The sequence below is a fragment of the Paenibacillus sp. MDV22-iso6 genome (genome assembly GCF_058408365.1).
Map to the genome: position 1 here is coordinate 433,090 of NZ_JBZVDZ010000005.1, position 12,278 is coordinate 445,367.

Sequence of the window (12,278 nt, forward strand, 5' to 3'; positions counted from 1 at the left end):
TCTCATCACTTCACTCCAATAAGCAGAAAGAGACGATAATACTCTGAGATTCAGGAGTGTTATCGTCTCTTTCTTTTCGAATTGAATGCGCATTCCATCCGTTTTAACGGATCTGCATCTTTTCTTACTTCACCCAGGCCAGAGCCAGACCATCATAATCCGGCAGCATCGTTGTTACGAGGCGCGGGTCACTGGCCATCTGCTCGTTGAAGCGTCGAACCGCGAGGACAGCCGGACCCTGCTTGTCTGAATTCAGCGTACGGCCGCGCAGGAAACAGTTATCTCCCACAATGACCGCCCCGGGCCGCGCGAGCTTAATGGCGTAATCGAGGTATACGGGATAATTCTCCTTGTCTGCATCAATGAAGAAGAAATCGAAGGTACGTCCTTCCTGTGCCAGCTGCTCCAGACTGTCAGCTGCGGGGCCAATTCGATATTCGACTTTATCCCCAAAGCCTGCTTCCTCCAGATGACCACGAGCCATCGCTGCGTATTGCTCTTTTAGTTCAAGCGAAGTCAGGGTCCCCCCGTCACTTAAACCGCGAGCAAGACAAATTCCGCTGTATCCGCCCAGCACGCCAATTTCGAGTACAGCCTCCGCTTTCGATGTCTTCGCGAGAAAAGTGAGCAAACGGCCATAAGCCGCTGCAACCGAAACTTCCGGCATGCCGTTCGATCGGATGGCTTCTTTTACCTTTAACAAGAGATCATCCTCTTGAAATAATTGATTTACATATTCGTCAGGGGTCAGATTCACCGCTAAAATCCTCCTTGGACACTTGGACTGCTTTCCATATGGATGCCAATGTTCTATAATAAATGTTTGTTGTCAAACACAGGCGGTTGAACTGCTGCATCGGCTCGAAAGATGAGTGCATTAGCTCACCGCATTTCTCATTGTAAGTTTTTTCACGGAAAGCGGCAAGGCCGCACCGTCACTATACAGCTGAGAGAAGGATATTCCTTCCCCAGCTTGAAATGGAGTTGAAATGAATCACATGGCTCAATTGCAATTGATTGCGACCTCGGCGATGGGACTCGAGGCTGTTGTCGCCCGGGAACTGAAGCAACTGGGGTATGAGGATGTTACGATCGACAATGGCCGGGTTTTCTTCACTGGAGATTATATTGATATTTGCCGGTGTAATCTGTGGCTGAGAAGTTCCGACCGGGTGTTGGTCAAAATGGGTGAATTCCCGGCGACAACTTTCGATGAATTATTTGAAGGTACCAAAGCATTACCTTGGGAGGAATGGATTCCAGCCGATGGCGAATTTCCGGTTGAAGGTCGCTCCCAAAAATCTCAGTTGAGCAGTGTGCCTGCATCACAAGGGATCGTGAAGAAAGCAATCGTAGAGAAACTGAAGCTGACTTATGACACGGAGTGGTTCCCAGAGGATGGGTCTCGTTATGTGATTGAGGTCATTCTGCTGAACGATCGCGCCCTGCTTACTTTAGATACGACGGGACCAGGTCTGCATAAACGGGGTTATCGTAAACTCGTAACCGAAGCACCACTCAAAGAAACGCTTGCTGCGGCACTTATTCAGCTCAGCCGCTGGAATGTTTCCCGTCCATTCTATGATCCATGTTGCGGTTCAGGCACCATGCTGATTGAAGCCGCCATGATCGGCTGGAACATTGCACCTGGACTTCGTCGAACCTTCAACTCCGAGAACTGGGCTGTCATTCCTGAAGAATTGTGGGAACAGGCGCGCGAAGAAGCATTTGACGCGGTTCGCGACGATATTCCATTGCAAATTTCGGGCAGCGACATCGATCCGGAAGCTATTGAAGTAGCACAGGCAGCAATCAAGAGTGCCGGCTTCGCCAAAGATATTGAAGTCAGCGTCCTGCCCGCTCATCGTGCAAGACCACAGGGCGAATATGGTGTCATTATTACCAACCCTCCATATGGTGAACGTTTGAGTGAAGAGAAAGAAGTGCAGAAGCTGCTACGTTCTTTAGGGCGCAGTTACCTCGATTTACCGACATGGTCCTTTTTTGCCATCACGTCGACCAAATCTTTCGAGGAAGACTTTGGACACAAGGCAGACAAGCGCCGTAAGTTGTTCAATGGACGCATTGAAACCCAATATTATCAGTATTTGGGCCCACTGCCTCCACGTAATAAAACACCACAACAATAATAATATTGGAATGATCAAGCGCTCCTGCCGTTCACGGCTGGGGCGTTTTTTTGTATGTATTTCGGGATACTTATGGATGATCTTGTTAACATTGCTTCCGCATGAAGATTTTCTCCCCTGGGCATAGTTGAAAAGCCATGACACCACGCTATAATGGATAAAGTCCTATTTTACATTCCGTTAACAAAACCATTCATCAGGGAGGAGACATATATGTTTGTCACTAAGCCAACACGCAGCCTTACGCCGCGTGGGCTTCTGAATCATCCACTTACGTTATATCTTATTTTTCTTGTACTCATGCTGCTCAAATTAATGTGGCTCCACCACAATCTGCACGCTTACAACATTACGATGGGTCTTCTGGACAAAGTGATTGCCATCGGTTCGCTGCTGCTTCTATCCTTCTGGACCTGGTGGCTGCCTCGCCGGGGCATGATTATATCACTCGTTATACTCAATCTGCTGCTCACTGCACTGATCTATGCGGATATGGTTTATTATCGCTACTTTCAGGATTTCCTAACAATCCCTGTGCTGATGCAAGCCAGACAGGTTGACGCTTTGGGAGACAGTATTGCTACGCTTATTTACGCCAGTGATCTGTGGTTCTTCGTCGATTGGCTGGTGATTATCCCATACGCAGCGATCCTGCTGTTCAGCAAACGTAACCGTCGTGGACGTTCCAGCGCATATTCGAACGGGTTGAACTCCTACTCGTCAAATTCAGGCAAATCAAGTGTGCGTCGTCGACTCACCGCAGGCAGCATTGCTCTGGTATTGGGTCTGGGGCTGGCGGTTGGTCCGATATATTTTTATAGTAAAACCTGGGCAAAAGGTTTGTTCGATAACAACTGGTGGAACGTATCCATGTACAATGTTACCGGACTTCTTGCTTTTCATGGCTATGATCTGTACAACTATGCCAAAGACCAGCTCGGCTCTGGACCGGAGGTCGATCCTGCCGATCTCGAACAGGCGGAAGCTTATTTCGCCAGCAGACAGCAGGCTGATCCACTGAAGGATGAGATGTTTGGCAAGTACAAAGACAGCAATGTGATCATTGTCCAAGGTGAAGCCTTCATGAATTTCATGATTGGTCAGAGCATTGGCGGACAGGAAATTACGCCTCATTTTAACGAGCTGATGAAGGAAAGCCAGTACTACAGTCACTTTTATCACCAGACAGGTCAGGGGCGAACATCGGATGCTGACTTTGGGGCCAATATTTCATTGCATCCACTGTCGGTTGGATCCGCGTTTGTCCGTTACGCAGACCACAGTTATGATTCTCTGCCTTCTATCTTGAAGGATCATGGTTATAGTACGAATGTATTTCATGCCTATGAGAGCGGATTTTGGAATCGTTATACGATGTATCAGAATATGAAGTATGACAAGTTTTACAGTAAAAATGATTTCGAACAGGATGACCCGCTTGGCTGGTCGCTGTCGGATGAGTCCTTTTTCCGCCAATCGGTTGAAAAAATGAGCAGTGAGGTTACACAGCCCTTCTACTCATTCCTCATTACGCTCAGCAGTCATCATCCATACGCGTTACCCCAAGATAAACAGCAGTTGGATGTGGGTGAATTCAAAGGAACGATGTTTGGCAACTATCTGCAATCCGTTCATTACGTGGATTCTGCGCTCGGTAACATGGTGGAAGACCTGAAAAATCGGGGATTATGGGACAAAACGATCTTCATGTTCTATGGGGATCACGATAATTCCATTAAGGAGCAGCCACAATACGAGAAATTTCTCGGACGTTCACTAACTGATCTGGATATGGAGCAGATTATGAACGAAGTGCCTTTGCTGGTGCATCTGCCTGACGGAGCCGCAGCGGGAACGATTGACGAGCCTGCCGGACAACTGGATGTTACACCTTCAGTACTGCATCTGCTCGGTATTTCAGATCAATCCTACTACCACATGGGCAACGATGTGTACGACGGTTCCTCCCGTATGGTGGTATTGCGCAGTGGTGCATTTACAGATGGCTCCCTGTTCTATATCCCTTCGGATGATTACATCTATGACAGCGGCTCCTGTTACGATCTGTCTACTGGTACCAAAACGGATATTAATGCTTGCCGATCTGGTCATGATGAAGCAACAAAGCGACTGCATGTGTCAGATACGGTTAATACGTTTGACCTGATCTCGCGTTTTCGCGAGGAGCAAGCGCCTGCGTCCGAATCCTAACAGATATGGAACGGTAGCTGACGGAACTGTATAATTCATTTTTCAAAGTTAACCCGATACTACAATGAAATGGAGCTAGTGCATGACCATGACGTCACATCCAGACCAATTCAATATCGAACAAAAGCTGTTCGAAGAAGCTGCAAACTTTGTCAAACATCGCTACCCTCAAGGGTGGGGCGGCGCAGCTGCTGTTTATACCGAAGCTGGATCGCTGTTAATCAGCGTAGCTCCAGAAGTGATTAACGACGCCACGCACTTATGTATGGAAACAGGAGCCTACCTGGAAGCACACAAATTAAACGAGCGGGTCACCCACTCGATCTGTGTGGCACGTGACGATGAGCACTCAGAATTCAAGGTCCTCACCCCTTGTGGTGTGTGCCAGGAACGATTGTTTTTTTGGGGAGAAGACGTGAAGGCTGCCGTGTACGATCCGGATGGAGCTTTAATTTACAAGAGGTTGGACGAAATTCAGCCTTACCATTGGACCAAGGCATACCGGGATAAGTAAGAAGTTAAATTATAAGTGTTGAGGCTGCAATCCGTTGCATGCTTCAGCACTTCTTTTTTCGAGGCTGGTAATAACCACAACCTTGCGAATGATGGAAAGTCGCTATATAATTGTAACTGTATTGGTTTCATTTATAGATGATGGAGGTTTTAATGAATGAATATTGAAATATGGTCCGACTTTATGTGTCCTTTCTGTTATATTGGCAAACGTCGTCTGGAGAATGTACTCGCACAATTCCCACACCGCGATGAAGTGCAATTACAGTTCAAAAGTTTTGAGCTTGATCCAAATGCTGAATTGAATAGTGGCAAAACCAACGCAGAATATCTGGCTGCCAAATACAATATGAGTGTGGAGCAGGCACGCGGCATGAATGCCCAAATGAATGCCAATGCTCGTACGGCTGGACTGGAATACAACATTGATGAGATGATCCCTACCAACTCCTTCTCTGCTCACCGTCTGACGCATTGGGCAGAAACACAAGGAAAAATGCTTGAGCTGAGCGAACGACTATTTCAAGCGATCTTCATTGAAGGTAAACATGTCGGCAATTCCGAGGTACTGATCGATTTGGCTGAAGAAGTAGGTTTGGATCGCAATGCAGCAGCAGAAGTGTTGTCCAGTAATCAATTCGCAGACCAAGTGCGTGCCGACCAGGCCGAAGGCGAACAGTTAGGTATCCGGGGTGTACCGTTCTTCGTATTTGATCGCAAGTTCGCTGTATCTGGCGCTCAACCGGATGAGATGTTCCTTGACGCTATCCAAAAAGCATGGGACGAGCGTTCCCCTTTCACCATGGTAGAGTCCAACACCACTGACGCAGATGGCAGTGGAGTATGCACCGAAGACGGCTGCGAGGTTCCGCAATCGGATCAATCCAAATAACACAAAAGCAGCAGGATCAAGGGGCTTCCCTTGATCCTGCTGCTTTTCACTTTTCCCTTTTAAATCCATCCACTTAAGATGAACTCATAATTTACACTATAACGGAGAGGGCAGAACAAATCTGGAGAAGCGGCGCTAAAAGCTTTCTGAAAGAAAGCTGCAACGGAAGCATATACTTCGCATTTATCACTGGATTTTACCCTTTGAAGATAGGGAATTCCAAAAAATCCGGGGATAACGGCGATCGAAAGATTGTTCTGCACACGTAGTGGCCTACTGTAAAGGATTATGCTTTCATTTTATATCACGAAGAATGATCCGTATCCGGAACAACTCCACGCAGATCATTAAACACTCATTTTGGAATTGAGCTACACGCTCAATCCCAAAACAGCTGATCCGGATGTGGTCCCGTCCGTTTATCCGAATCCAGCGCATCAATCAGTTTCAGCTCATCAGGAGTCAATTCAAAATCAAAGATGTCCGCATTCTCGCGAATTCGCTCCGGGGTAACCGACTTCGGAATCGTCACGATCTGGTTCTGAATATCCCAACGCAGAATAACCTGTGCGGGTGTTTTTCCGTATTTCTGGGCCAGACTTTTCAAAGCCGATTCCTTGTTCAGTTTACCTCTCATAATGGGGCTCCATGCCTCCAGTTGAATGCCCTGCTCCCCGCAGAAATCCTGCAGTTCCTGTTGAATCAGACCTGGATGCAGTTCCACCTGATTCACCGCAGGTACCGTTCCACCTTCATCTATGATATCGCGCAGATGGTGTACTTCGAAATTACTTACACCAATGGCACGTACACTTCCTTCGCTATATAGACGTTCGAAAGCTCTCCACGTCTCCTTATACTGGTCTCTACCAGGCCAGTGAATTAAGTATAGATCAATGACATTTAATCCAAGCGCCTTTTGACTGGCCTCAAATGCTCTCAAGGTCGAATCAAAGCCTTGATCCTCGTTCCACAGCTTGGTTGTCACAAACAGCTCATTCCGAGCAACACCACTGCTCGCAATGGCTTGTCCCACTTCCTCTTCATTTCCATAAACGGACGCCGTATCAATGCTCCGATATCCAACTTCCAATGCAGTCTCCACTGCTTGCTGTACTTCTTTACCCTTTGCTCGATAAGTCCCAAATCCCAGCCATGGCATCGTCACTCCGTTGTTCAGAATCGTACAATCTGTAATATGTTTTGTCATTCTGTACCTCCTGTGTGAAATTTGCCTGCTCATGGTCTATTAACCTTCTCACAAAATTTTAAGCGGCACGTTACACACAGTTTGACTGAGATCCACTTCTTGGGGTCATTCAAAAGAGACATGAATAACCAGCAAAGCACTGCTGCTCTGCGGGTTTCTGGTGTGACAGGAACGCCTATAGATCCCCTTGCCCATTCTGACTCTGGATCGAGTTCAATCTTCTCTTCTCCTCAATGAACATCTCTTCTGCCAGCTCAACGCCCTGACCTCCAAGCGAACGTTCAGCTTGAAGCATAGCCTGCTCGGTATGCGCCAAACGGCGTTCTGCCTGTTCAATGGTCTGTTCTGTTGGATGTGACATTGCCTGTGAAACGGCATAATGAAGTTTGTTCACTGCATTCTGCGCCTGGGATACGGTCGTATCGGCTTGCAAACTGGAATCATAACGCTTCGGCATGAGTATTCCTCCTTGGGATCATGTTCCTGTTACCCCATTAGGATGGTTGACATCGGCCTTCCTTATTCTTCTTTTGCTAAAACAATGACGGATCGCTTCACTGTTCCCATTAAACGATTAGTGATAAATATCATGATGTGTATAACCTTTTCCGGTCTGACTGCGTTTATTTGATAAGTACCTTTTCACAAGGAGGCGTGTGTTTGAAGAACTTTGGGATTATGTTCATACTGCTATCTTTATTGCTACTCATCAGCGGCTGTACACCTTCGACGTATGAAATAACGGGATATACAGGCTCCTCTATTAATAACGAGATCCCGGTTCCCGTGAATGCAAAGCAGCTGAGTATAACGACATATTCAGACAATCCAAACATTAAAACAGGCATTAAATATGAATTGAAACATATCGGGGGAGAACAGGGATTATATGTACCCTCCGATTATTTTGAGAAATTATTCGAAGCCGGATGGGTTGAAGTGGAAGAAGAGCGTATGGGGAATGTTCATTATTTGAAAAAAAGCGATACTATCATCGCCATTGAGATTCAAGAGGATACCTTTAAGATTTTTGAAATGATGCAGGGCTTTACGTTCTAACCCTGTACCGTTCCTAATCACAACTAAAAAAGAGAGGCCGCGGCCTCTCTTTCCTTTCGTGGACAAGTTTGCCCAATGTAAATTCATACAATTACTTTACGAATTTCGCTACTTTTGCAAGCACTTCTTCTTCTGACGGAGCACTGATGTACCTACCGTTGATGAAGACAAAAGCACGCTTCGCGCAGGGACCGCAATACGATTTGCAACCAATTTTGATCTCCGTATCCGGAGCCATTTTCTCCAACTTGGCTACAATCGATTTTAGTCTGATATGATTACATTTTTCGCATACGCGGATATCGTTAGCCATGAGTTCCCCTTCTTCGCTCCCTTAGTGGTCGCCGTGGTTGCCTTGGGATGGATTCGTAATAACGAAGCCTTCTTCAGGGAAGTAAAGGTAATCAATTTTAACTCCATCCAGCAAAGGCTGATCATTCTCAAGAATAACGTCGATCTCTTTATCGGTAGATACAACCGTATCATTTTCTTTTGGCGTATCGATATCGAGTCCGTAGTGGGCATGATCTCCATGTGCATGTGTGATCACAACGCGCAGCAATTTACCTTCGTTCTCAGGCTTGTCCAGTTCAAGTTTCAATACTTTCGCGGCATTACGTGTAATTTTGCAGTTCATTTCATTCATCTCCTATATCGTAATTGCTGGTTCCAACAATTTTCAGTATTTCTAAACTCCAGCATCTATTGTAAAGAAAATTACTGCGCTTCGCAATAACATTGATGCAAAATCGATGTTAAAACCACCCATTTTGTGTCGGATTAAGACGACGCACCCGCTGTAAGTACCGGATATTTGCGCTCCGCACGACTTACAAACCAGTTCATCAGCAACAACGTAACCCCGATATCATCTATAGGCATAAACGGCATCACGTCAGGAAGCACCCAGTAGAGCAGCGCCGGGATGATGAACAGCAGCTTCTCACCCAAAGGGATCTGAGGAGCCCGCAACAGACGCGGCAGCCGTTTGAATACTTGTGTCCATCGTTTGAATGACAGCAGTCTTCTCCACTTCATATGAACCCCTCCGTATGATTATTGCACTGAAATAAAACAGAACACGTTATAGTCACACCCATCATTACCCGTTCCAGAGCGATCCGGAACGAATGATGCAATATGCAGATTAAAAAAACGAACGCCGGTCACAGCGCCCGTTCCTGTTATACGAGTGGACAACCTTTAAGTTTCATGTCTTCCCATCCAGATTATGTGAAGTCAGATTTCATGGATTCCCGGTCTTCCCTGTTAGTGCTCTCGATCTGTTAATAATTCAGCCAACAGCATGCCAACCTCTACGCAGATGTCATCGAACTGATCCATGGGCAGCGGGTTGACCCCAAGTCCCACTTCTACCGTGAAGCCGGGCTTTCGAAACTTCTGAATGAACCAGTCTTTGTACCCTGCATCACTTCCACCCAGCTTAACTGCCTTGTATCCCGAAGCCCTTGCCAGTCTGCGTGAAAGCGGGGCACTCTCCTTTGGCTCCAAATCTCGGTAGTTCCAATAAATTTCTTGTCCCTGACTGTGCAGCGAAACGACAGCATCGAAATGATGTTGCTCGGTCCACTGTGCAAGTGCCCATGCCTCCGGTTCCGATAAGGGAGCGGTTCCTGCATAATCTCTGGGCCCTGGTGTCGTTATCCCTCTTCTAGCTGCTTCTTCCTCCCAATAAGCCGGGAATTGATCGTTAAGGTCTACTCCCCTGATATTAGACTTCCAATGCGTAAAATGGGAGCGTCCAGCATTCCATGCCAACAATTCTTCTGCATGGGGATGATCATTGACCACGCCCTCTTGCACCAATTCAACTCCATCCGGGTTGACCATGGGCACACCCCACAGCGTAGTTTCCTGCATCCAGCGTTCCGTCTGGAATTGATGCCATGGCGTATGTGTACTGTAGGCCTTCGCATATTCTTCAATGAACCGCATTAGAACCGCCGTTGTCAGCCACTCATTTGCATGAACTGATGCGTTGACATGAATATGTCTGGGGCCTTGACCCAAACGCAGATAAGGCAAATCCTTGCCCATAACACTGCTGCCTATCGAGCCAATCTCGATAAATGGATACTTCTTTTCCAGCAAACCGATATCACGGCTCATTTCACGATAACCATACTCTCCCTGCAACTTGACGATAGTTTTTCCATTTGAATCCGGAATATGAATACATCGTCCGCACCAGTCCGGAATGTTCGCTATTTCTGGGTTGGCCTCGCGCAATTCTTCTTCATTCATTCCAAAACGTAATGCAATCACAGCCACTTTCTCCCCTGGTTGCACTGCATACCTTCGTCCCATTCCCGGCGTAATGCGCAGCATCTGTCCTGTTAGCAAATAGGGCTGGGACGCTGCTTCAGGGTTGAGAGCAGCCAGTAACTCCTTCGTCATATGGTTCGCTGCCGCAATACGCGACAAGGTATCTCCCTGTTGAACAATAATCCATTGCAGCTCCATGTCGATCTCCTTTCCCTTAGGAAATTGTGTAATCTCCCGTCCTTTTCTCGCCTGTGTCCTTACTGTATGTAATATGTATGCGGGTCTGGTTGTCCGTCATGTGACATGAATCGCGTAAATCCCTCCAACATAAGAAAACGTGATGATACATCTGAGCTTCTTATACTTTCGGATATAAACAAAAGAATCCCGGAACACTTAGTGTTCCGGGATTCTTATAAACATTGAAATCAAAAAAAGTTATGGTAATTGGGTAACCTGCCACACAACTGGCGTTTTGGAGATCTGCTCTCCGAGCCATTGGCGGGTAATATTCTGGAACATGCGGGGGTCCCCTGTGCAAAAAAACTGATGGACCGGCGTCTCATCCCCACTGGCCAGCTTTCGTTTATCATACAAAATCGTACTGATTTCCCTTGCCGTTTCATCTGCCGAACTAATCAGCTTCACTTCCTGCCCCATAACCTCCTGAATGGTATCCATGAGAAAAGGATAGTGCGTACAACCCAGAATAAGACAATCAATCGGCTGTTGTTTAATCTGGCCTAGAGATTGCTCCACCGTACTTGTCGTTTGCTTGGAACGGAATTCGCCTTGCTCCACCAGTGGCACAAGTGCCGGACAAGCCTGACTGACCACATCAATATAGGGAGACAACTGTTTGAGTGCAGACGTATATGCACCACTTCCAATGGTCCCCACGGTGCCAATGACACCGATGCGTCCTGTGCGTGTCGCTGTGATGGCTGCTCGTGCTCCAGGATGAATGACACCAATGACAGGCACATTCACCTTGGCTCGAATATAGTCGAGCGCTGCTGCCGTAGCCGTATTACAGGCGATAACGATAACCTTCGGATCGAACTGGATCAAGAAATCAACGATTTGTTCCGTGAATTGTTTAACTTGTTCGGACGAACGGGGTCCGTACGGTGTCCGGGCAGTATCTCCAAAATATATGATCTTTTCCCGTGGGAGCTGACGCATCACTTCCTTGGCGACCGTCAATCCCCCTACACCGGAGTCTAATATAGCGATTGCTTGCTGCACGAACACACCGCTTCCTTCTTCATTGAATTGGTTCTGTTAACATATTGGTTCCCAGAGCTTTCTTCCTACCGTATGAATTTTCAGGCAAAAAGGTACCTACATCTTACCCGATTTCATCGCAGGGTTCAAACAAAATGCCGCATCGTACAACTCCTACACGACCACGCACAACAAAGCAGGCTCCCCTCCAGATGGAGGAAAGCCTGCTCGCGTTCAAGCTTAGCTTTAGATGTTATCTTTGGAGTCGTCGGCAGGAAGCTTCGCAATGACTTCAATGCCAGACTCATTTGCTGCATCTGCATCGATGGAAGAATCGGAATCAGTAATGACGGCGGATACGCGCACTTCTTTACCTTCAGCGCAATTGCGCCACGATTGGATATCCTGGATAACGACATCTGCCGTCTCTTTTACTTTGGATACGATCTGTGCGCTTTGTTCTCCTACCTTGCTAGCCAGTTCCTGACCCTTCTCACTCACCTGACGTGCACCTTCCGAAATATCTTGACGAAGTTCGCGTCCGGATTTTGGCGCCAGCAGCAAAGCTGTCACTGAACCTACAACCGAGCCGATTAATGCTCCCCACAACAAACTTTTGTTAGAATCCTTCACGTCTCATCTCTCCCTTTACCTTAAATGAAGTACCGAATAACTAAGCAACGGCCTGTTGCTCGTCAATCCGGGCGAATGCCTACTCTGTTGATGCAGT

General features: G+C 47.0%; 14 protein-coding genes. 5 read left to right on the forward strand and 9 right to left on the reverse strand.

Going from position 1 to position 12,278, the window contains the following annotated elements:
- Positions 1 to 124: 124 nt before the first annotated feature.
- Positions 125 to 757, reverse strand: a complete 633-nt coding sequence (locus AC4PM4_RS16900; protein ID WP_063564895.1) for an O-methyltransferase — start codon at positions 755 to 757, stop codon at positions 125 to 127.
- A 241-nt stretch (positions 758 to 998) separates the two neighbouring features.
- Between AC4PM4_RS16900 and AC4PM4_RS16905 the strand changes: the two genes are divergently transcribed.
- The 4 genes from AC4PM4_RS16905 (at position 999) to AC4PM4_RS16920 (ending at position 5,766) form a co-directional block, all read left to right on the forward strand.
- Positions 999 to 2,150 (forward strand): THUMP domain-containing class I SAM-dependent RNA methyltransferase, encoded by a 1,152-nt coding sequence (locus AC4PM4_RS16905; protein WP_063564896.1) that lies wholly within the window; start codon positions 999 to 1,001, stop codon positions 2,148 to 2,150.
- Positions 2,151 to 2,363: 213 nt separating this feature from the next.
- Positions 2,364 to 4,361 (forward strand): LTA synthase family protein, encoded by a 1,998-nt coding sequence (locus AC4PM4_RS16910; protein ID WP_491614075.1) that lies wholly within the window; start codon positions 2,364 to 2,366, stop codon positions 4,359 to 4,361.
- 88 nt (positions 4,362 to 4,449) lie between these two features.
- Positions 4,450 to 4,875, forward strand: coding sequence for a cytidine deaminase (locus AC4PM4_RS16915; RefSeq protein WP_063564955.1), 426 nt, complete (start codon positions 4,450 to 4,452; stop codon positions 4,873 to 4,875).
- A gap of 156 nt (positions 4,876 to 5,031) precedes the next feature.
- A complete protein-coding gene (locus tag AC4PM4_RS16920) occupies positions 5,032 to 5,766 on the forward strand; it encodes a DsbA family oxidoreductase (protein ID WP_491614076.1) in 735 nt (244 codons plus the stop codon).
- Positions 5,767 to 6,145: 379 nt separating this feature from the next.
- Here the strand turns inward: AC4PM4_RS16920 and AC4PM4_RS16925 are convergent, their stop codons facing one another.
- Entirely contained in the window at positions 6,146 to 6,976 is an 831-nt protein-coding gene (locus AC4PM4_RS16925) for an aldo/keto reductase (protein WP_063564899.1), read from the reverse strand.
- A 175-nt stretch (positions 6,977 to 7,151) separates the two neighbouring features.
- Entirely contained in the window at positions 7,152 to 7,433 is a 282-nt protein-coding gene (locus AC4PM4_RS16930; RefSeq protein WP_063564900.1) for a hypothetical protein, read from the reverse strand.
- Positions 7,434 to 7,636: 203 nt separating this feature from the next.
- Here AC4PM4_RS16930 and AC4PM4_RS16935 point away from each other — a divergent pair, with 203 nt between their 5' ends.
- Positions 7,637 to 8,035 carry a hypothetical protein gene (locus tag AC4PM4_RS16935; protein ID WP_079694868.1) on the forward strand — a complete coding sequence of 133 codons (399 nt, stop codon included), beginning with the start codon at positions 7,637 to 7,639 and terminating at the stop codon, positions 8,033 to 8,035.
- Between the two features lie 91 nt (positions 8,036 to 8,126).
- Here the strand turns inward: AC4PM4_RS16935 and AC4PM4_RS16940 are convergent, their stop codons facing one another.
- From AC4PM4_RS16940 to AC4PM4_RS16965, 6 genes are all read right to left on the reverse strand, one after another.
- Entirely contained in the window at positions 8,127 to 8,348 is a 222-nt protein-coding gene (locus AC4PM4_RS16940; protein ID WP_024629198.1) for a YuzB family protein, read from the reverse strand.
- 21 nt (positions 8,349 to 8,369) lie between these two features.
- Positions 8,370 to 8,672, reverse strand: coding sequence for a hypothetical protein (locus AC4PM4_RS16945; protein ID WP_063564902.1), 303 nt, complete (start codon positions 8,670 to 8,672; stop codon positions 8,370 to 8,372).
- Between the two features lie 143 nt (positions 8,673 to 8,815).
- Entirely contained in the window at positions 8,816 to 9,073 is a 258-nt protein-coding gene (locus AC4PM4_RS16950) for a hypothetical protein (protein WP_062322197.1), read from the reverse strand.
- Positions 9,074 to 9,304: 231 nt separating this feature from the next.
- A complete protein-coding gene (locus AC4PM4_RS16955; protein ID WP_371129211.1) occupies positions 9,305 to 10,519 on the reverse strand; it encodes a M14 family metallopeptidase in 1,215 nt (404 codons plus the stop codon).
- 240 nt (positions 10,520 to 10,759) lie between these two features.
- Entirely contained in the window at positions 10,760 to 11,569 is an 810-nt protein-coding gene (gene racE, locus AC4PM4_RS16960; RefSeq protein WP_072733426.1) for a glutamate racemase, read from the reverse strand.
- 225 nt (positions 11,570 to 11,794) lie between these two features.
- A complete protein-coding gene (locus AC4PM4_RS16965) occupies positions 11,795 to 12,181 on the reverse strand; it encodes a YtxH domain-containing protein (protein ID WP_063564903.1) in 387 nt (128 codons plus the stop codon).
- Positions 12,182 to 12,278 lie beyond the last annotated feature (97 nt).

Bases quoted from the DNA above. Each gene is read 5' to 3' on its own strand.
- AC4PM4_RS16905 (WP_063564896.1), top strand. From the start codon at position 999: ATGGCTCAATTGCAATTGATTGCGACCTCGGCGATGGGACTCGAGGCT.
- AC4PM4_RS16910 (WP_491614075.1), top strand. From the start codon at position 2,364: ATGTTTGTCACTAAGCCAACACGCAGCCTTACGCCGCGTGGGCTTCTG.
- AC4PM4_RS16915 (WP_063564955.1), top strand. From the start codon at position 4,450: ATGACGTCACATCCAGACCAATTCAATATCGAACAAAAGCTGTTCGAA.
- AC4PM4_RS16920 (WP_491614076.1), top strand. From the start codon at position 5,032: ATGAATATTGAAATATGGTCCGACTTTATGTGTCCTTTCTGTTATATT.
- AC4PM4_RS16925 (WP_063564899.1), bottom strand. From the start codon at position 6,976: ATGACAAAACATATTACAGATTGTACGATTCTGAACAACGGAGTGACG.
- AC4PM4_RS16930 (WP_063564900.1), bottom strand. From the start codon at position 7,433: ATGCCGAAGCGTTATGATTCCAGTTTGCAAGCCGATACGACCGTATCC.
- AC4PM4_RS16940 (WP_024629198.1), bottom strand. From the start codon at position 8,348: ATGGCTAACGATATCCGCGTATGCGAAAAATGTAATCATATCAGACTA.
- AC4PM4_RS16945 (WP_063564902.1), bottom strand. From the start codon at position 8,672: ATGAACTGCAAAATTACACGTAATGCCGCGAAAGTATTGAAACTTGAA.
- AC4PM4_RS16950 (WP_062322197.1), bottom strand. From the start codon at position 9,073: ATGAAGTGGAGAAGACTGCTGTCATTCAAACGATGGACACAAGTATTC.
- AC4PM4_RS16955 (WP_371129211.1), bottom strand. From the start codon at position 10,519: ATGGAGCTGCAATGGATTATTGTTCAACAGGGAGATACCTTGTCGCGT.